This is a genomic window from Variovorax sp. AB1(2024) (assembly GCF_037482385.2).
Taxonomy (GTDB): Bacteria; Pseudomonadota; Gammaproteobacteria; order Burkholderiales; family Burkholderiaceae_C; genus Variovorax.
Genome location: NZ_JBBHKP020000001.1, coordinates 1,386,978 through 1,404,796, shown reverse-complemented (window position 1 = coordinate 1,404,796; position 17,819 = coordinate 1,386,978). Strand labels below are relative to the sequence as shown.

The 17,819-nt window shown below is 67.1% G+C and carries 18 protein-coding genes; 3 read left to right on the top strand and 15 right to left on the bottom strand.

Annotated elements, in window-relative coordinates:
- The first annotated feature begins 12 nt into the window (after positions 1-12).
- Positions 13-435, top strand: coding sequence for an Ig-like domain-containing protein (locus tag WIX39_RS06735; protein ID WP_409194712.1), 423 nt, complete (start codon positions 13-15; stop codon positions 433-435).
- Between the two features lie 24 nt (positions 436-459).
- On the opposite strand, the gene WIX39_RS06730 is transcribed toward WIX39_RS06735, so the two are convergent.
- The 4 genes from WIX39_RS06730 to WIX39_RS06715 all read right to left on the bottom strand — a co-directional run bounded on the left by WIX39_RS06730 (position 460) and on the right by WIX39_RS06715 (position 3,201).
- Positions 460-945, bottom strand: coding sequence for an ExbD/TolR family protein (locus WIX39_RS06730; protein ID WP_106935978.1), 486 nt, complete (start codon positions 943-945; stop codon positions 460-462).
- Positions 946-953: 8 nt separating this feature from the next.
- Positions 954-1,649: a MotA/TolQ/ExbB proton channel family protein gene (locus WIX39_RS06725; RefSeq protein ID WP_409194711.1), complete on the bottom strand. Its 696-nt coding sequence runs from the start codon at positions 1,647-1,649 to the stop codon at positions 954-956.
- A gap of 18 nt (positions 1,650-1,667) precedes the next feature.
- On the bottom strand, positions 1,668-2,513 hold the full coding sequence (gene dapB, locus WIX39_RS06720) for a 4-hydroxy-tetrahydrodipicolinate reductase (protein ID WP_409194710.1): 846 nt from the start codon (positions 2,511-2,513) through the stop codon (positions 1,668-1,670).
- Between the two features lie 118 nt (positions 2,514-2,631).
- Positions 2,632-3,201: an outer membrane protein assembly factor BamE gene (locus WIX39_RS06715; protein ID WP_106935980.1), complete on the bottom strand. Its 570-nt coding sequence runs from the start codon at positions 3,199-3,201 to the stop codon at positions 2,632-2,634.
- 88 nt (positions 3,202-3,289) lie between these two features.
- Between WIX39_RS06715 and fur the strand changes: the two genes are divergently transcribed.
- Positions 3,290-3,709 (top strand): ferric iron uptake transcriptional regulator, encoded by a 420-nt coding sequence (gene fur / locus WIX39_RS06710; protein WP_081270771.1) that lies wholly within the window; start codon positions 3,290-3,292, stop codon positions 3,707-3,709.
- A gap of 63 nt (positions 3,710-3,772) precedes the next feature.
- Here fur and hprK read toward each other — a convergent pair whose 3' ends face one another.
- The 4 genes from hprK to WIX39_RS06690 all read right to left on the bottom strand — a co-directional run bounded on the left by hprK (position 3,773) and on the right by WIX39_RS06690 (position 8,313).
- Positions 3,773-4,732: an HPr(Ser) kinase/phosphatase gene (hprK, locus tag WIX39_RS06705; RefSeq protein WP_081270770.1), complete on the bottom strand. Its 960-nt coding sequence runs from the start codon at positions 4,730-4,732 to the stop codon at positions 3,773-3,775.
- Between the two features lie 144 nt (positions 4,733-4,876).
- On the bottom strand, positions 4,877-5,344 hold the full coding sequence (locus tag WIX39_RS06700; protein WP_081270769.1) for a PTS sugar transporter subunit IIA: 468 nt from the start codon (positions 5,342-5,344) through the stop codon (positions 4,877-4,879).
- A 188-nt stretch (positions 5,345-5,532) separates the two neighbouring features.
- Positions 5,533-5,862, bottom strand: coding sequence for a ribosome hibernation-promoting factor, HPF/YfiA family (hpf, locus tag WIX39_RS06695; RefSeq protein WP_081270768.1), 330 nt, complete (start codon positions 5,860-5,862; stop codon positions 5,533-5,535).
- A 330-nt stretch (positions 5,863-6,192) separates the two neighbouring features.
- Positions 6,193-8,313: an ATP-dependent helicase gene (locus tag WIX39_RS06690; RefSeq protein WP_409194709.1), complete on the bottom strand. Its 2,121-nt coding sequence runs from the start codon at positions 8,311-8,313 to the stop codon at positions 6,193-6,195.
- Between the two features lie 225 nt (positions 8,314-8,538).
- Here WIX39_RS06690 and corA point away from each other — a divergent pair, with 225 nt between their 5' ends.
- The gene (gene corA, locus WIX39_RS06685; protein ID WP_081270766.1) at positions 8,539-9,525 is read left to right on the top strand and encodes a magnesium/cobalt transporter CorA; all 987 of its coding nucleotides are present in this window, start codon (positions 8,539-8,541) and stop codon (positions 9,523-9,525) included.
- On the opposite strand, the gene WIX39_RS06680 is transcribed toward corA, so the two are convergent.
- From WIX39_RS06680 to WIX39_RS06650, 7 genes are all read right to left on the bottom strand, one after another.
- Positions 9,518-10,276, bottom strand: coding sequence for a 5'-methylthioadenosine/adenosylhomocysteine nucleosidase (locus WIX39_RS06680; RefSeq protein WP_409196325.1), 759 nt, complete (start codon positions 10,274-10,276; stop codon positions 9,518-9,520). The two genes, corA and WIX39_RS06680, sit on opposite strands and share 8 nt — an antisense overlap.
- A 117-nt stretch (positions 10,277-10,393) precedes the next feature.
- Positions 10,394-12,025, bottom strand: coding sequence for an ABC transporter substrate-binding protein (locus tag WIX39_RS06675; protein ID WP_081270764.1), 1,632 nt, complete (start codon positions 12,023-12,025; stop codon positions 10,394-10,396).
- 36 nt (positions 12,026-12,061) lie between these two features.
- Positions 12,062-13,108, bottom strand: a complete 1,047-nt coding sequence (locus tag WIX39_RS06670; RefSeq protein ID WP_409194708.1) for a dipeptide ABC transporter ATP-binding protein — start codon at positions 13,106-13,108, stop codon at positions 12,062-12,064.
- Positions 13,105-14,133 (bottom strand): ABC transporter ATP-binding protein, encoded by a 1,029-nt coding sequence (locus WIX39_RS06665; RefSeq protein WP_106935984.1) that lies wholly within the window; start codon positions 14,131-14,133, stop codon positions 13,105-13,107. Before WIX39_RS06665 ends, WIX39_RS06670 begins: the two co-directional genes overlap by 4 nt.
- A 17-nt stretch (positions 14,134-14,150) precedes the next feature.
- Complete coding sequence (locus WIX39_RS06660; protein WP_106935985.1) at positions 14,151-15,056, bottom strand: ABC transporter permease subunit; 906 nt, start codon at positions 15,054-15,056, stop codon at positions 14,151-14,153.
- A gap of 4 nt (positions 15,057-15,060) precedes the next feature.
- Positions 15,061-16,065, bottom strand: a complete 1,005-nt coding sequence (locus tag WIX39_RS06655) for an ABC transporter permease subunit (protein ID WP_081270760.1) — start codon at positions 16,063-16,065, stop codon at positions 15,061-15,063.
- A gap of 51 nt (positions 16,066-16,116) precedes the next feature.
- Positions 16,117-17,796: a long-chain-fatty-acid--CoA ligase gene (locus WIX39_RS06650; RefSeq protein ID WP_409194707.1), complete on the bottom strand. Its 1,680-nt coding sequence runs from the start codon at positions 17,794-17,796 to the stop codon at positions 16,117-16,119.
- Positions 17,797-17,819: the final 23 nt, after the last annotated feature.

Sequence of the window (17,819 nt, the reverse complement as noted above, 5' to 3'; positions counted from 1 at the left end):
AGGCAACACGCCATGGCATACGCCCGGATGAAAGTCCACGCGGCCGCACTGCTCGCGGCACTGGCCCTGTGCACGGTCGCGCACGCCCAGAAGGGCACCCCGCGGGAGCACACCTGGCAACGCAGCACCACGGCGGGCCAGGAGGTGCGCATATTCACCTACGTGCAGCAACGCTCCGATTGCAGCCAGGGGCCCGATCCGGTCGTCACCATCCGCACGAAGCCCGCACACGGCACCGTGAGCGTGCGACCGGGCTCCGTCACCGTCGGCCCGCCGCGGTTCGGCGCGGTCGATTGCAGCGGCCGTACGTTGTCGGGGCAGGGCATCTGGTTCGTGCCGGAACCGGGATTCAGCGGAACCGACCAGTTCGACTACGAGGTGCAGTTCACCAACGGCGTGGCGCACGACACTGCCATGGTCGAGGTCAAGCCCTGACGCTTCTACGCGCGCGCGGGGCGTTCAGCGCTTGGCGGGCGCGGTGGGATCGGTGGCCGGCTGCGGCGCGTCGGTGACGAAGCCGATGCGGCTCAGGCCCGCCTTGTTGGCAATGCCCATCAGCGCCACCACCTTGCCGTAGGGCACGGTCTGGTCGGCGCGCAGCTGCACCTCGGTGTCCTTGCTGTCGGCCGCGGCCTTCCCGAAGCGGTCGGCCAGTTCCTCGTCGGTCACGGCCTGGTCGTTGAAGAAGACCTTGCCGGAGGCGTCGACCGACACGCTCACGAACTTGGGCGTGTCGTTGGGCTGGCCCGCGTCGGTCTGCGGCAGGTCGAGCTTGATCGAGCTGGCCATCAGCGGCGCGGTGATGATGAAGATCACCAGCAGCACCAGCATCACGTCGACCAGCGGCGTCACGTTGATGTCGGACAGCGGCCGCTGCGCGCCGCCGCCCATCGCGCGCCCGCCGCCTGCGGCGCCGCTGCCCAGTGAAGTACGACCGAAGGCCATGGCGCGGCTCAGACCGGCATCGGCCGCGCGGGCGGCGGCGCGGCGGGCGTCGGCGGCTCGCCGAAGCTGCCCAGCAGGTCGTGCGCGAAGCCTTCGAGCTCGGCTTCGATGCGGCCGATGACGCGGCCGAACACGTTGTAGGCCAGCACCGCCGGAATGGCCACGGCCAGGCCGAACGCCGTCATGACCAGCGCCTCGCCGACCGGCCCCGCGACTTTGTCGATGGTGAAGCCGCCGGTCTGGCCCGCGATGCCCGACAGCGCCCGGTAGATGCCCCAGACCGTGCCCAGCAGCCCCACGAATGGCGCGGTGGCGCCCACGGTGGCGAGCAGGATCTGGCCGGCCTGCAGGCGGCGCAGCGCGCCGTGCAGCGCATTGCGCAGGACGCGGGTCAGGCGCTGGTTGCGGTCGACCGCAGCGCCCAGCGTGCCCTCAGGGGCGCCGGCGGCCACGCCGCGGATGGCCGACACCGCCGGCAGCACCAGCGCCGCGCGGTCGAAGGCCCGGAGTTTCTGCTCGGCGTCGGCCGGCGTGGCCGATTGCCAGAAGGCGGCGATGCTGCGCAGCACGTCGCGCGTGCCGCCGCGCAGCAGCCAGGCCTTCCAGAGAATGATGACCCAGCTCGCGATCGACATCGCCAGCAGCAGCGCGGCCACCGAACGGCTGACGCCGTCGCCGTGGGTCAGCAGTTCGAGCACGCTCATCGGCCGTCCTTTGGTTTTCTAGCGCAGGCCCAGCACGTCGTACATGTCGAACAGGCCGGTGCGCTGCCCGGCCAGGAAGCGCACCGCGCGCAGGCTGCCCTGGGCATAGGTGACGCGGCTCGACGACTTGTGGGTGATCTCGATGCGTTCGCCGGTACCCGCGAACAGCACGGTGTGGTCGCCCACGATGTCGCCGCCGCGGATGGCCGAGAAGCCGATGGTGGAAGGATCGCGCTCGCCGGTGATGCCTTCGCGGGCGTACACGGCGCAGTCCTTGAGGTCGCGGCCCAGCGCGTCGGCGATGACTTCGCCCATCTTGAGCGCGGTGCCCGAGGGTGCGTCGACCTTGTGGCGGTGGTGCGCCTCGATGATCTCGATGTCGTAGCCGGTCGACATGGCCTTGGCGGCCATCTCGAGCAGCTTGAGGGTGACGTTGACGCCCACGCTCATGTTGGGCGCCATCATGATGGCGATGTCCTTGGCGATCTCGGCGATCTCGGCCTTCTGCGCGTCGCTGAAGCCGGTGGTGCCGATGACCGCCTGAACGCCCAGTTCGCGGCACACCGCGAGGTGCGCGAGCGTGCCTTCGGGGCGGGTGAAGTCGATGAGCACCTGCGCGTCCTTCAGGCCCGAGCGCAGGTCGGACACGATGGAAACGCCGCTGTCGAAGCCCAGGAAGCCGCCGGCATCGGCGCCGAGCGCCGGGCTGCCCGCGATGTCGAGCGCGCCGGCCAGGCGCAGGTCGGGCGCGTTGCGCACGGCCTCGATCAGCATGTGGCCCATGCGGCCCGATGCTCCGGCGATGGCGACGCGGCGCGGCGCGGAAGCGGGATGGCTGGAAGGATTGGAGGTGGATTCGGTCACGCGGATTCAGTCTTCGAAATGGCCAATGGCATGCATGGACTCGGGACGGACGCCGCCTGACTCGGCGGGCGCCGCCCGCTGTTTTCTTCTATCGCTTCGGCTCGTTGCCGCAGCACGCTCAGCGCGTGGCTTCGAGCGGAGGGTACGCGGCCGGCAGCGGCGGCAGGCTGGCCGACGGCGACGAGGCGGCGCTGTTGTCGGCCTTCTTCTCGTCCTTGGAGGGAGCGAATTTCTTGAGTTCGTCCTCGGATGCCTCGAGCGTGGGCACCTTGCCGGAGCGCTTGCGGGTGTCCAGCGTGGCGACGAATTCTTCCTCGCTGGGCATCTCGTCGCCTTCGAAGCGGTCCATCAGTTCGCCGTTGAAGAACACGGTCAGGTGGCGTTCCTGCGGTTCCACGCCCTGGCGGCGGATGGTGAAGACGTAGTCCCAGCGGTTGTTGTGGAAAACGTCGCTCAGCAGCGAGGTGCCGAGGATTTCGCGCACCTGCTGGCGCGACATGCCGGGCTTGAGCGCCGCGACCTGTTCCTTCGAGACGAAATTGCCCTGCACCACTTCGACTTTGTAAGGAGTGACGGCCGTCAGGGCGTTACGCGTGCGCTCGCTGAAACCGCTGCAGGCACCGAGGCCGAGCGTCGCGGCGATGGCGGCGACCAGCAGCCAGGGACGGCGTTGGAGAATGGCAGGCATGGGAGGAAGGGGGGTAGCGATATGATCGGCCATTGTAGCGGCTGCCCTTTTCAGGGCCTTTGCCGCAGCCAAGGGCGCAGGAATCAACATGGCCAACATCGACGAACTCAAGAATACCGGCCTCAAGGCCACATTGCCGCGGCTGAAGATCCTCGAGATCTTCCAGACCGGCAGCCAGCGGCACATGACCGCGGAAGACGTGTTTCGCGTGCTTCTGAACGAACACTCGGACATCGGCCTGGCCACCGTCTACCGCGTGCTGACCCAGTTCGAGCAGGCCGGCATCCTCGAGCGCAGCCATTTCGAGAGCGGCAAGGCCGTCTACGAACTCAACGAAGGCACGCACCACGACCACCTGATCTGCACCTCGTGCGGCAAGGTCGAGGAGTTCTACGACGCCGAGATCGAACGCCGCCAGCAGATGATCGCCAAGGACAAGGGCTGGATCCTGCAGGACCACGCCATGTCGCTCTACGGCCTTTGCGGGGATTGCGCCAGGAAGCGCTGAACCCGCACCTGTTCCCGCGGCAGGAAGCCAAAGAAAAAAGGGGCGAATGCCCCTTTTTTGCTTTCAGTCGTTGTCGCGGGCGTTTTCCATCGCCTTGTGGTGGCGTGCCACGAAATCGGCATAGGTGTCGATGCCGCGCAGCTGCAGGATGGAGTTGCGCACCGCCGCTTCGACCAGCACGGCGATGTTCCGCCCGGCCACCACCTGGATGATGACCTTGCGCACCGGGATGCCCAGCACGTCCTGCGTGAGCGGTGCCGAGGGCATGCGTTCGTAGTCGCGCTCGAAGCTGTCGCGACGCACCAGGTGCACGATGAGCTTGAGCCGCATCTTCCGGCGCACCGCCGTCTCGCCGAAGATCGCGCGGATGTCCAGCAGGCCGATGCCGCGCACTTCGAGCAGGTTCAGCAGCAGGTCGGGGCAGCGCCCCTCGATGGTGTTCTGGTTGATGCGGTAGAGGTCGACCGCGTCGTCGGCCACGAGGCCGTTGCCGCGCGAGATCAGCTCCAGGCCCAGCTCGCTCTTGCCCAGGCCCGACTCGCCCGTGATCATCACGCCCATGCCCAGGATGTCCATGAACACGCCGTGCATCGACGTGCGCTCGGCGAAGTGCTTGGACAGGTAGGCGCGCAGCAGGTCGATCACGAAGGCCGAGGATTCGCGCGTGGCAAAGAGCGGCAGCTGCGCGCGCTCGCAGATCGACAGCAGCTCGTCGGGCGCGGCCTGGCCGTCGGCCAGCACCAGCATCGGCGGCTCCAGCGTGACGATGCGGGCAATGCGGCGGGCGCAGTCTTCCTGGCTGCCGCGCGTCAGGTAGGCCACTTCGCGCGCCCCCAGGATCTGCACGCGGTACGGATGGATGTAGTTGAGGTAGCCGACCAGGTCGGCCGCCGACTGCGCGCGGCTGATGACTTCGGGGTCGAACTGGCGCTCTGACGCCCCGAGCCCGGCGAGCCATTCCCAGCGGAGCGACCCGCGGAACTCCTCGAACATGGCATCGGCGCTGATGACGGTCGGCTTCATGCGTTCAGGAGATGGCGCTCACGCACCAGATTTGGGGCAGGCCAGAATACCGCGGAACCGGCTTTGCCGGGCCGCTGGTATTGCCCCCGGTAGGGGGTTGGCGAAGCGACACGAAGTGCGCGAAGCCTGGGAGCGAGCCACAGCTCAGGCGATTTGGGTGGAGTGCCAGCCGGCGATGAGGCCGTGCAGGGCGGCGGCGTCGGTGCTGGACTTGATCTGTTCGCGCAGGCTGGAGTCGCTCAGCAGCTCGGCGATTTCAGAGAGGATTTCGAGGTGCTTCTGCGTGGCCGCTTCGGGCACCAGCAGGAAGATCAGGAGCGCGACGGGCTGTTCGTCGGGGGCGTCGAAGCCGATCGGGTTGGCCAGCTGGAACACGGCGGCCATCGGCGCCTTGAGGCCCTTGATGCGGCCATGGGGAATGGCGACGCCGTGGCCCAGGCCGGTGGAGCCGAGGCGCTCGCGCGCAAACAGGCTGTCGGTGATCAGGGCGCGTCCCAGGCCGTGAAGGCTTTCGAACAGCAAACCTGCTTCTTCGAAAGCACGTTTCTTGCTAGTAGCGTCAACGCTCACAAGCACTTGAGCGGGCGGCAGGATGGACGCGAGGCGATTCATGGTGGGTGCAGAGCGGGGGCGATTATGCACCCGCTTGGTAAAAACCCCCAGTCCCCCTATTTACTTTCTGTCTACACGTGGTCCGCAGGCCTCGTCCGCCCTCTGAGCGAAGGCAATGCCCCAGCGCAATAGTCGGAAAACAAAAAGCCGCCCGAGGGCGGCCTGTGGGGGGAGCCGAGGGCTCCGGTTTACATCAGGCGCTTGGGCGCCGCGTGATGGTGGTCCTGCAGGCGATCCTTGTGGCGGACCACCTGGCGGTCGAGCTTGTCGACCAGCTCATCGACCGCAGCGTAGAGATCAGCGTGGCTCGACTCCGCGAACATGTCATTGCCCTTGACGTGAATGTTGCACTCCGCCCTTTGGCGGCGTTCCTTTTCCTTCTGCTTTTCCACCGTGAGGATCACCTTGACATCGACTACCTGGTCGAAATGTCGCGTGATCCGGTCCAGCTTGCTCGTGACGTAGGTGCGCAAGGCAGGTGTGACGTCGAGGTGATGACCGCTGATCGTCAAATTCATGAATGACCTCCTGGAATTGACGGTTGGGGAAATGACCGCACTCCGGAATGGAGCTTGGCCGGCGAAACAGGTGTGTGGGGAAGCGGGGAGAGAAGAAGAGACTGGGTAAGAAGAAGAAATCTGGGAAGGTCGATTCACTATGCCCAAGCTGTCACGCTATTGCAATACCGGAGTTGCCCAAAGCTGCGCGCGCATCGCGTGCTTCCTGCGGCACGCTAGCGAATCAATAGCAGCATCCGCGCGCGGGACAGGCGCCGCGGCGTTTCGCTCAAAAATGTTTCAGCAGGAAAGACCCCGAAACCCTGCCGCCGTGAGGGCCAGCGGACGGGCTCAGCGCCAGGCGGCGCGCATGCGGTTTCGCAGGTCGATCACGGCAGCGGGCGGCGGCACGGCCGGCGGCCGCTCGGGTGGCGGCGGCCAGGTCTGCTGCTCAAAGCCCGCGAGGTCGGCATCGGCGATGAAGCGCGTGCGGTTGGCATACAGATGCCGGTCGCCGCGCGCCGACTGCTGCGTGACGTAGAAGCGCTGCGGCACCAGCAGGTGCAGGTGGTCGCGCGCCCGGGTCATCGCCACGTAGAGCAGGCGGCGTTCTTCTTCGAGCTCTTGCGCGCTCTGCGCCACGTCGGCCGGCAGGCAGCCGTCGACCACGTTGATCACATGCACCGAGTTCCACTCCTGCCCCTTGGCCGAATGGATGGTCGAGAGGATCAGGTAGTCCTCGTCGAGCAGCGGCGGACCCGGGCGGTCGCTGGTGGCCTCGGGCGGATCGAGCGTCAGTTCGGTCAGGAAGCGTTCGCGCGACGCGTAGCCGGCGGCCAGCCGCGCGAGCTGCTCGACGTCGGCGCGCCGCACGCCCGAGGTGTCCTCGTACAGCCGCTCCAGGTGCGGCTGGTACCAGGCCATCGCCACCTCCACGTCGGCCGGCCATGCGAGCGCAGGAGAGCGCAGCGCCTCGTAGGCCTTGGCGAAATCGGCCCATTGCTCGCGCGCCGCGGAAGGCGGCACGAAGTCGCGCACTGCGGCCACCGGATCGGCGGCCTGGTCCATCGCGTCGAGCAGCCGCGTGCCGGTGACGGGCCCGATGCCCGGGATCAGCTGCGTCACGCGAAAGCCCGCCATGCGGCCGCGCGGGTTCTGCGCGAAACGCAGCACCGCGAGCAGGTCCTTCACATGCGAGGCCTCGAGAAACTTGAGCCCGCCGAACTTCACGAACGGAATGTTGCGCCGCGCCAGCTCGAGCTCGAGCGCCGCGCTGTGCGACGAGGTGCGAAACAGCACCGCCTGCGACTTCAGCGCCAGCCCGCCCTCGCGGTGCGCCAGCACCTTGTCGGCCACCCAGCGCGCCTGCTCCGCCTCGTCGGGCACGAGCACCAGCAGCGGCTTGCCGGCCGATGGCTTGTCGGTCCACAGCGTCTTGGCGTGCCGCTCGGCTGCTTGCGCGATGACGCGGTTCGAGGCGTCGAGGATCGGCTGCGTCGAGCGGTAGTTGCGCTCCAGCGTGACCACGCGTGCGTCCTGCGTGAACTGCGACGGGAAGTCGAGGATGTTGCGCACCGTGGCGCCCCTGAACGAATAGATCGACTGCGCGTCGTCTCCCACCACCGTCACGCCGCGCCCGTCGGGCTTGAGCGCCAGCAGGATCGAGGCCTGCAGCAGGTTGGTGTCCTGGTACTCGTCGACCAGCACATGGTCGAAGCGCGCGCCGACGTGCGCGGCCAGCGCGGGCTCGGCGACCATGCCGGCCCAGTAGAGCAGCAGGTCGTCGTAGTCGAGCACGTTCTGCTGCTGCTTGGCCTCGACGTAGGCGCCGAACAGCTTCTTCAGCTCGGCCTCCCATTCGCCGCACCACGGGAAAGACTCCCGCAGCACCTCGGCCAGCGGCGCGCGCGTGTTCACGCAGCGCGAGTAGATCGACAGGCAGGTGCCCTTGCGCGGAAAGCGGTTGACGGTGGAAGACAGGCCCAGCTCGTGGCGCGCCAGCCCCATCAGGTCTTCGGCGTCGCCGCGGTCGTGGATGGTGAAGTTCTCGTCCAGCCCGATCTGTGCGGCGTACTCGCGCAGCAGCCGCGCGCCGATGCCGTGGAAGGTGCCAGCCCACGGCAGCGAAGGCGGCGCCTCCGACTTCAGGCCCAGCACCTTCGCCAGCACCTGGCCCGCGCGCCGCCCCATTTCCTGCGCGGCGCGGCGCGAGAAGGTCAGCAGCAGCAGGCGCTGCGGATCCACCCCGCCGGCAATCAGGTGCGCGACGCGGTGCGCCAGCGTGCTGGTCTTGCCCGACCCGGCGCCGGCGATGACCAGCAGCGGCCGCTCGTCGCGCTCGGCGATGGCCGCTCCCACCCCGTGCTCGACCGCCGCGCGCTGCGCGTCGTTGAGCGTGGCCAGCGCGGCGGCCAGGCGCTCGGCCTGGGTCTTCGGGGCGGTGGAAAGAACGGGGGACGCAGCGGTCTGCATGGGCACGACTTTACTGTATGCCCGTCCAGTCCAGCCACCTTGCTGCCATGTGGCCGGTGACATAATCGCGCCTCGCTGCAACCGGAGACTCTTCCCATGGAAACCGCCCCGTCTCGGCAGCTTTCAACTCCCTTTCACTGACGCGTTTTCCTCACGCACGTCGGGCCCGGGAATTGAAAGCGCCCCTCCCTCGCCCATCGTCCAGTCACCCCCGGGAGTGAGCCAATGCTCAACATCTTTACGCTCGCCAACGGCCGCCTCGTCCAGGAAGAGATCGAGGCGCTCGAAGAGCTTTCCAAGTTCCAGCCGATCTGGGTCGACCTCGAATCGCCCACGCTCGAAGAGAAGCGCTGGATCAAGCAGTACTACGGCCTGTCCATCCCCGAAGACGCGATGGACGAGGACATCGAGGAATCCGCCCGCTTCTACGAGGAAGACAACGGCGAGCTGCACATCCGCTCCGACTTCCTGATCGACGACGACGAGAACCCGCGCACCGTGCGCGTCGCTTTCATCCTGAACCAGCACAACACCGACCTGCGCAGCCGCGGCGTGCTGTTCTCGATCCACGACGAGGACGTGCCCGTGTTCCGCCTGCTGCGCATGCGCGCGCGCCGCGCACCGGGGCTGATCGAGGACGCCAAGGAAGTGATGCTCAAGCTGTTCGACGCCGACGCCGAGTATTCGGCCGACACGCTCGAGAACATCTACGACGAGCTCGAAGTGGCCGGCAAGAAAGTGCTCTCGGGCAACGTGAGCGACGAGCTGGCCGGCGAGGTGCTCGGCGCCATCGCGCGGCAGGAAGACTTGAACGGCCGCATCCGCCGCAACGTGATGGACACGCGCCGCGCGGTCAGCTTCATGATGCGCAGCAAGATGCTCAACGCCGAGCAGTTCGAAGAGGCGCGCCAGATCCTGCGCGACATCGAGTCGCTGGACAACCACACGGCCTTCCTGTTCGACAAGATCAACTTCCTGATGGATGCGACCGTCGGTTTCATCAACATCAACCAGAACAAGACCATCAAGATCTTCTCGGTGGCCAGCGTGGCGCTGCTGCCGCCCACGCTGATCGCCAGCATCTACGGCATGAACTTCAAGTTCATGCCGGAGCTCGACTGGGCCATGGGCTATCCGTATGCCATCGTGCTGATGGCGGCCAGCGCGCTGGTGCCGATGTGGTACTTCCGCCGGCGCGGCTGGCTCAAGTAGCCGCGCCACTACCCGCGTCTTGCGCGGGCAGCGTGGCCAGCCACGCGCCCACCAGCGCGAGGCTGTAGCGGCTCGCCACCTCCACCACGAAGCGCGCGAAGTCGCCATGCGCGGCATCGTCGGCGCGGTCCGAAATCGTGCGCATCGCGGCAAACGGCACGCCGTAGTCGTGACACACCTGCGCCATCGCAGCGCCTTCCATCTCGACCGCGAGCGCATCGGGCAGCTCGCGCTGCAAGGCCTCGCTCTCCGCGGTGGTGGAGACGAAGCGGTCGCCGCTCACCAGCAGGCCGCGATGCACCCCGGGCTGCCGGAGGCTGAATTCATCCACGGCCTGCTGGCCGACCAAGGCCCCGGGGTCGCGCAGCACGTCGGCCGCCACGGCCGCCAGCGCGTTGCCGATGGCAGCATCGGCCGCGAAGCGCGCCATGCCCATCAGCGGCACCTCGTGCTTCGGGAAAAGCGGCGAGGCGTCCATGTCGTGCTGCAGCAGTTCGGTGGCCACGACCACGTCGCCCACCTTCACGCCCGGCGCCAATCCACCCGCCACGCCGGTGAACACGATGGCCCGCACGCCGAAGCGCTCCAGCAGCACCGTGGCCGTCACCGCCGCCGCGACCTTGCCGATGCGCGACAGCACCGCGACCACCGGCTGGCCCTGCAGATGGCCCACCCAGAAGTCGCGCCCCGCCACGCGCACACGCTGCTCGTCGGGCATCTGCGCAAGCAGGGCACTCAGTTCCTCGTGCATGGCAGCGACGATGGCGATGGGCGCGCGCGGCAAAAAACTCAAGACATTTCTCTTTCCAGAAACACCGCGGAACCGGCTATGCCGGGCCGCAGGTGTTGCCCCCAGCAGCCTGGGGGGTTACTTGATATCCACACCATAGAAAGTGTGGCGCCCGAAGGGGCTCAGCTTGAAGTCGACCACTTCCTTGCGCACCGGCTTCAACTGCACCGCATGCGCGATGGTGAACCACGGCGCCTGCTCCTTGAAGATGACCTGAGCCTTCTTGTAGAGCGCATCGCGGTCGGCCTGCTTGGTCGCGCTCTTGGCCTTCACCACGAGGTCTTCGTAAGGCTGATAGCAGAACTTCGAGATGTTGCTGCCGCTGGCCGACTTGGCCGATGCGCAGCCCAGCAGCGTGTAGAGGAAGTTGTCCGGGTCGCCGTTGTCGCCGGTCCAGCCCAGCATGCCCATCTGGTGCTCGCCGGCCTGCAGACGCTTGCGGTACTCGCCCCACTCGAAGCTCTTGATCTCTGCCTTGACGTTGATCTTGGCCAGGTCGGCCTGCATCAGTTCGGCGATGCGCTTGGCGTTCGGGTTGTACGGGCGCTGCACCGGCATGGCCCACAGGTCGGTCGAGAAGCCGTCGGGGTAGCCGGCCTGCGCCAGCAGCTTCTTCGCGGCTTCGGGGTCGTACGGGTCATCCTTCACCGCGTCGTTGTAGGACCACATGGTCGGCGGAATCGGGTTCTTCGCAGCCACGCCGGTCGTGAGGTACACACCGTCGATGATGGCCTTCTTGTTGATCGCCATGTTGATGGCCTTGCGCACACGCACGTCGTCGAAGGGCTTCTTCGTCGTGTTGTACGAGAGGTAGCCCACATTCAGGCCGGGCTGCTCCAGCACCTGCACGTTGGGGTCCTTGCGGATCGCGTCGAGGTCGGCAGGGTTCGGGTACGGCATGACGTGGCACTCGCCCTTCTGCAGCTTGGCCCAGCGCACCGAGGCATCGGGCGTGATGGCAAACACGAGGTCGTCGATCTTGGCCTTGCCGCCCCAGTACTGCGGGAAGGCCTTGAAGCGGATGATCGCGTCCTTCTGGTACTGCACCAGGTAGAACGGACCGGTGCCGATCGGGTCCTGGTCGACCTTCTCGGGCGTGCCGGCCTTCAGCATGGCAATGGCGTATTCCTTCGACTGGATGCCCGCGTACTGCATCGCCAGGTTCGCGAGGAAAGGCGCCTCGGGCTGGTTGAGCACGATCTTCACCGTGTAGTCGTCGATGCGGTCCACCGTCTTCAGCAGCTTGGGCATGCCCATGTCGTTGAAGTACGAGTGGTTCTGGCTCGTGACCTTGAAGAAGGGATCGCTCTCCTTCCACTGGCGCTCGAGCATGAAGATGAAATCGTCGGCGTTGAAGTCGCGCGTGGGCTTGAAGCTCTTGCTCGTGTTGTGCCACTTCACGCCCTTGCGCAGGTGGAAGGTGTAGACCGTGCCGTCGGCGGAGATGTCCCACTTCTCGGCCAGGCCCGGCACGACCTTGGTGCCGCCGCGCTCGAACTCGACGATGGTGTTGTAGACCTGCGTGGTCACGTCGAACGAGGTGCCGGTGGTGTTCATGCCCGGATAGAAATTCTCCGGGCTGCCTTCCGAGCAATACACCAGCGTCTTGGCTGACACCGCGCCGCAGGCCAGGGTAAGGGCCGCAATCGCTGTCGGTGCCAGGAGCGCCAGGCTTCGTGAGCGGCGCGAAACGGTGGGCTGGGTCTTCATTTGGACTCCTTGGGACACGGTTGAAAAAGCAGGTTGCTAGGGATTCGTCGCCATCGCGATGGCGGCCGGCGGAACATCGGCGCGCACGAGCGGCGCGCCTTCGAGAAACTTCTCCGAGAAATGGCACGCCACCAGCCGCTCGTCGAGCAGGCGCGGCAGCGGGCGCTCCTGGCGGCAGCGCTCGGCCACGTGCGGGCAGCGCGTGCTGAACACGCAACCGGCAGGCGGGTTCAGCGGCGAAGGCAGTTCGCCCTTGAGCACGATGCGCTGGCTGCTGAGCCCCGGCGTCGAAGCCAGCAGCGCCTGCGTGTACGGATGCAGCGGCCGCGCGAAGATGCGCGACTTCGGGCCCTGCTCCACCGCATGGCCGAGGTACATCACGAGCACGTCGTGCGCGATGTGCCGCACCACGCCGAGGTCGTGCGAGATGAAGAGATACGCCAGCCCCAGCTCGGCCTGCAGGTCGGACAGCAGGTTCAGCACCTGGGCCTGGATGGACACGTCGAGCGCCGACACCGGCTCGTCGGCCACCAGCAGGCGCGGGTTCAGCATCAGCGCACGCGCAATGGCGATGCGCTGGCGCTGGCCGCCGGAGAACATGTGCGGATAGCGGTTGGCGTACTCGGGCCGCAGGCCCACGCGCGCCAGCATCTCGCGCGCCTTGGCTGCGCGCTCGGGCTTGCCCATGGTGGTGTTGATGGCCAGCGGGTCTTCGAGCACCGCCGAGATCTTCTTGCGCGGATTGAGCGAGCCGTACGGGTTCTGGAACACCAGCTGCACGGCCTGTCGCAGCTCGCGCTTGCGCTCGGGCGGTGGGTTCACCGCGTCGGCGCCCACCAGCGTGAGCTGGCCCGCGGTCGGCTTCTCGATCAGCGCGACCATGCGCGCGAGCGTCGACTTGCCGCAGCCCGACTCGCCGACCACCGCCAGCGTGCGGCCGCGCTCGATGCGGAACGAGATGTCGCCCACCGCGCGCAGATGCGACGGCGCGCGGAACATGCCGCGGCGGATGTCGTAGGTGCGCTGCAGATGGGTCGCCTCGACGACCACTTCGTTCGAGGTACCGGTCGATGCTTCGCTCATGGCAGCACCTCGTCGGCCGTTCGCCGCTTCGGCGGGTCGCTTTCGATGGCCGCCTTGCGCCCCGGCTCGCCGAGCGGAAAGTGGCATCGCACTTCCGCGCCCTGCCATTCGCGCAGCGCCGGCCGCACATGGCAGGCGCGCTCGGTGACGTAGCCGCAGCGCGGCGCGAACAGGCAACCCGCCGGCCGGTCGTGCACGCCCGGCACCATGCCGCTGATGGTGGCGAGCCGGCCCTCGGGCGCAACGCGTTCGGGCAAAGCCGCGAGCAGGGCCTCGGTGTAGGGATGCTGCGGCGATGCGAAGAGCCGATCGACGCGCTGGTGCTCCATCACCTGGCCCGCGTACATCACCGCGATGCGCTGCGCCATCTCGCTCACCACGCCCATGTTGTGCGTGATGAGCACCAGCGCCATGCCGCGCTCCCTCTGCAGGTCGCGCAGCAGGTCGAGGATCTGCGCCTGGATGGTCACGTCGAGCGCGGTGGTCGGCTCGTCGGCGATCAGCAGGCGCGGGTTGCAGGCGATGGCCATCGCGATCATCACGCGCTGGTTCATGCCGCCCGAGAGCTGGTGCGGATAGCTGCCCAGGCGCGACGACGCGGCGGGAATGCCGACCTGTTCGAGCAGCTCCGTCGCGCGGCGCTTCGCATCGCGCTTGTCGAGCTTCAGGTGCAGCCGCAATGTCTCCATCAGCTGGAAGCCGATGGTGAAGCAGGGGTTGAGGCTGGTGGTCGGCTCCTGGAAGATCATGGCCACTTCCTTGCCGACCAGCGAGCGCCGCGCCTTGTCGGAAATGCCCAGCAGTTCCTTGCCGGCAAAGCGCATGTGCTCCGCGCGCACACGGCCCGGAAAGCCGACCAGGCCCATCAGCGCCATCATCGTGACGCTCTTGCCCGAGCCCGATTCGCCGACGATGCCGAGCACCTCGCCCTCCTCGAGCGTGAGGCTCACGCCATCGACCGCGTGCAGCACGCCGCCTTGCGTGGGGAACTCGACGTGCAGGTCCTTGATGTCAAGCAAAGGCATCTGTGCTTTCCTTTGCTTCAGCGCTTGAGCTTGGGGTCGAGCGCGTCTCGCAAGCCGTCGCCCAGCAGGTTGAAAGCCAGCACGGCCATCAGGATCGCCAGGCCCGGGAAGGTGACGACCCACCAGGCGCGCAGCACGAACTCGCGCGCGTCGGCCAGCATGGTTCCCCATTCGGGCGACGGTGGCTGCGCGCCGAGGCCCAGGAAGCCGAGCGCCGCCGCGTCGAGGATGGCCGTGGAGATGCCGAGCGAGGCCTGCACGATCAGCGGCGCGGCGCAGTTGGGCAGCACCTCGCGGAACATCAGGCGCAGCGTGCCTGCGCCGCTCACGCGTGCGGCGGTCACGTAGTCGCGCGAGACCTCGGCGATGACCGCCGCGCGCGTGATGCGCACATAGTGCGGCAGCACCACGATGGCCACCGCCAGCATCGCGTTGACCAGCCCCGGCCCGAGGATGGCGACGATCACGATGGCCAGCAGCAGGCTGGGCAGCGTGAGCACGATGTCCATGAGCCGCATGATCGCGATCTCGAGCACGCCACGGAAGAAGCCCGCGATGAGCCCGAGCACCACGCCCGCGACCACCGATATCGCCACCACCGCCACGCCGATCGACAGCGAAAGCCGCGCGCCATGCATGAGCCGCGAAAGAATGTCGCGCCCGATGGCATCGGTGCCAAGCAGGTAGCTCATGGAGCCGCCCTGCTGCCATGCCGGCGGCAGCAGGAAGACGGCGCTGTTGGTTTCGTTGGGCGCATGCGGCGCAATCCACGGCGCTAACAGCGCGATCAGCAGCAGGAAGACGATGGTGGCCAGCCCGATGACCGCGCCGCGGTTGGCCGAGAAGGCCGTCCAGAACTCGCGCCAGGGGCCGGGAGGTGCGGTGCTTTTCGCACCGTTGGAAATGGTTTGTGTCGAGGCCATGAGCTCAGCGCCGGATGCGCGGGTTGATGACGCCATAGGCCACGTCGACGAGCAGGTTCACCAGCATCACGATGCCGCCGAGCAGCAGCATGCCGCCCTGCAGCACCGGGTAGTCGCGCCGGCCGATGGCCTCGATGAGCCACTTGCCGACGCCCGGCCACGAGAAGATGGTCTCGGTGAGGATGGCGCCGGTGAACAGCACGCCCACCTGCAGGCCGATCACGGTCACCACCGGAATGAGCGCATTGCGCAGCGCGTGCAGCCCGACCACGCGAAAGCGCGACAGGCCCTTGGCGCGCGCGGTGCGGATGTAGTCCTCGCCCAGCACCTCGAGCATGGCCGAGCGCGTCATGCGCGCGATCACCGCGAGCGGCACGGTGCCGAGCACGACCGCCGGCAATATCAGGTGATGCAGGGCCGACCAGAACGCGCCGGTGTCGCCGGCGCGCAGCGAGTCGATCAGCAGGAACCCGGTCTCTGGCTCGATGTAGTACTGCACCGCGATGCGCCCCGACACCGGCGTCCATCCGAGCTGCACCGAGAAGAACAGGATCAGCAGCAGCCCCCACCAGAAGATCGGCATCGAGTAGCCGGTGAGCGACGTGGCCATCACGCCGTGGTCGAAGATGGAGTTGCGCCGCACCGCCGCCAGGATGCCGGCCGGCAGGCCCAGCAGCAGCGCGAAGAGAATCGCGCAGACCGCGAGTTCGACGGTGGCCGGGAAGAGCGCGAGGAACTCGCTCATCACCGTGTCCTGCGTGATGAGCGACTTGCCCAGGTCGCCGTGCAGCACGCGGGCGATGTAGATGCCGTACTGCACGATCACCGGCTTGTCGAAGCCGTAGGCGGTGCGCAGCTCGGCGTGGCGCGCGGGGTCGATGCCGCGCTCGCCGGCCATCGTCTCGATGGGGTCGCCGGGCACCAGCCGGATGAGAAAGAAGGCGAGCAGCGTCATGCCGATGAACGTCGGCACCAGCAAGCTCACGCGGGTCAGGATGAATCGAAACATCGACCCGCGAATATGCAAGATCGATGCCGTGGCCCTACCCGGGCCGAACCCTTACTTTCTGGCGTCGCGCAACTCGCGGCGCAGGATCTTGCCGACAGGCGTCTTCGGCATGTCGGTACGAAACTCTACGATTCGCGGCTGCTTGTAACCCGTAAGGTTTGCCCGGCAGTATTCGCGCACCTGCGCCTCGGTGAGCGACGGGTCTTTCTTCACGATCACGAGCTTCACGGCCTCGCCGGTCTTCTCGTCGGGCACGCCGACCGCCGCGCATTCGAGCACGCCCGGAATCAGTGCCACCACGTCTTCCACCTCGTTCGGGTACACGTTGAAGCCCGACACCAGGATCATGTCCTTCTTGCGGTCGACCACCTTGAAGTAGCCGCGCTCGTCGACCACGCCGATGTCGCCGCTCTTGAAGTAGCCGTCGGGCGTCATGACCTTGGCGGTCTCGTCGGGACGCTGCCAGTAGCCGGCCATCACCTGCGGGCCCTTGATCGCGATTTCGCCGCGCTCGCCCATGGGCACTTCGTTGCCTTCGTCGTCGAGCAGCTTGAGCCAGGTGCTCGGCAGCGGCAGGCCGATGGTGCCGGTGTAGGCGGTGCTGTTGGTCGGGTTGCAGGTGGTCGACGGCGAGGTCTCCGAGAGGCCGTAGCCCTCGCAGATGGGGCAGCCGGTCTTCTCGAGCCAGAGCTTGGCCACCGCGGCCTGCACGGCCATGCCGCCGCCCACCGAGATCTTCAGGTTCTTCCAGTTGACGGTGTTGAAGTCGGGGTGGTTCGCCAGGCCGTTGAACAGCGTGTTGACGGCCGGGAAGCTGTGGATCGTGTGCTTCGACAGTTCCTTCAGCACGGCAGGGATGTCGCGCGGATTCGGGATCAGGATCAGCTTGCCGCCCGTGCGCATGCTCAGCATCATGCCGACCGTGAACGCGAAGATGTGATACAGCGGCAGCGCACACACGCCCGTGGGCTGCTCGTTGGCAGGCACCTTGGCCATGGCCGGCTCGTTCCAGGCTTCGGACTGCAGCACGTTGGCGATCACGTTGCGATGCAGCAGCACCGCGCCCTTCGACACGCCGGTGGTGCCGCCGGTGTACTGCAGCACGGCCACGTCGTCGGGGCCGATGGCCGCCGGCTTGAGCGAGCCGCTCGCGCCCTTGTCGAGCGCGTCGTTGAAGCGCACCGCGCCGGGCAGGCTGAAGTGGGGCACCAGCTTCTTGACGTTGCGCACCACGTAGTTGACCAGCGCGCCCTTCAGGAAGCCGAGGCGGTCGCCCATGGAGGCCAGCACGATGTGCTTGATCGGCGTGGACGCGATGCACTGCTGCAGCGTGGTGCCGAAGTTCTCCATGATGACGATGGCCTTCGCGCCCGAGTCCTTGAGCTGGTGCTCGAGTTCGCGCGGCGTGTAGAGCGGGTTCACGTTGACCAGGATCAGGCCGGCGCGCAGGATGGCCGCGACCGCGATCGGGTACTGCGGGCAGTTGGGCATCATCGCGGCGACGCGGTCGCCCTTCACCAGGCCCAGTCCCTGCAGGTAGGCCGCGAAGGCCTTGCTCTGCCTGTCGGTCTCGCCGTAGCTGATGTCCTTGCCCATGAAGCTGTAGGCCGTGCGTTCGGCGTACTTGGAAAAGCTCTCTTCCATGAGCGCGACCAGCGAGGGGTAGTGCGATGCATCGATATCTGCGGGCACACCCTGCGGGTAGCTGCTGAGCCAGGGACGATCGGTCATTGGATTTGTCTCCTCCGGGGGTC

Bases quoted from the DNA above. Each gene is read 5' to 3' on its own strand.
- WIX39_RS06735 (WP_409194712.1), top strand. From the start codon at position 13: ATGGCATACGCCCGGATGAAAGTCCACGCGGCCGCACTGCTCGCGGCA.
- WIX39_RS06730 (WP_106935978.1), bottom strand. From the start codon at position 945: ATGGCCTTCGGTCGTACTTCACTGGGCAGCGGCGCCGCAGGCGGCGGG.
- WIX39_RS06725 (WP_409194711.1), bottom strand. From the start codon at position 1,649: ATGAGCGTGCTCGAACTGCTGACCCACGGCGACGGCGTCAGCCGTTCG.
- WIX39_RS06715 (WP_106935980.1), bottom strand. From the start codon at position 3,201: ATGCCTGCCATTCTCCAACGCCGTCCCTGGCTGCTGGTCGCCGCCATC.
- fur (WP_081270771.1), top strand. From the start codon at position 3,290: ATGGCCAACATCGACGAACTCAAGAATACCGGCCTCAAGGCCACATTG.
- hprK (WP_081270770.1), bottom strand. From the start codon at position 4,732: ATGAAGCCGACCGTCATCAGCGCCGATGCCATGTTCGAGGAGTTCCGC.
- WIX39_RS06700 (WP_081270769.1), bottom strand. From the start codon at position 5,344: ATGAATCGCCTCGCGTCCATCCTGCCGCCCGCTCAAGTGCTTGTGAGC.
- hpf (WP_081270768.1), bottom strand. From the start codon at position 5,862: ATGAATTTGACGATCAGCGGTCATCACCTCGACGTCACACCTGCCTTG.
- WIX39_RS06690 (WP_409194709.1), bottom strand. From the start codon at position 8,313: ATGCAGACCGCTGCGTCCCCCGTTCTTTCCACCGCCCCGAAGACCCAG.
- corA (WP_081270766.1), top strand. From the start codon at position 8,539: ATGCTCAACATCTTTACGCTCGCCAACGGCCGCCTCGTCCAGGAAGAG.
- WIX39_RS06680 (WP_409196325.1), bottom strand. From the start codon at position 10,276: ATGCACGAGGAACTGAGTGCCCTGCTTGCGCAGATGCCCGACGAGCAG.
- WIX39_RS06675 (WP_081270764.1), bottom strand. From the start codon at position 12,025: ATGAAGACCCAGCCCACCGTTTCGCGCCGCTCACGAAGCCTGGCGCTC.
- WIX39_RS06670 (WP_409194708.1), bottom strand. From the start codon at position 13,108: ATGAGCGAAGCATCGACCGGTACCTCGAACGAAGTGGTCGTCGAGGCG.
- WIX39_RS06665 (WP_106935984.1), bottom strand. From the start codon at position 14,133: ATGCCTTTGCTTGACATCAAGGACCTGCACGTCGAGTTCCCCACGCAA.
- WIX39_RS06660 (WP_106935985.1), bottom strand. From the start codon at position 15,056: ATGGCCTCGACACAAACCATTTCCAACGGTGCGAAAAGCACCGCACCT.
- WIX39_RS06655 (WP_081270760.1), bottom strand. From the start codon at position 16,065: ATGTTTCGATTCATCCTGACCCGCGTGAGCTTGCTGGTGCCGACGTTC.
- WIX39_RS06650 (WP_409194707.1), bottom strand. From the start codon at position 17,796: ATGACCGATCGTCCCTGGCTCAGCAGCTACCCGCAGGGTGTGCCCGCA.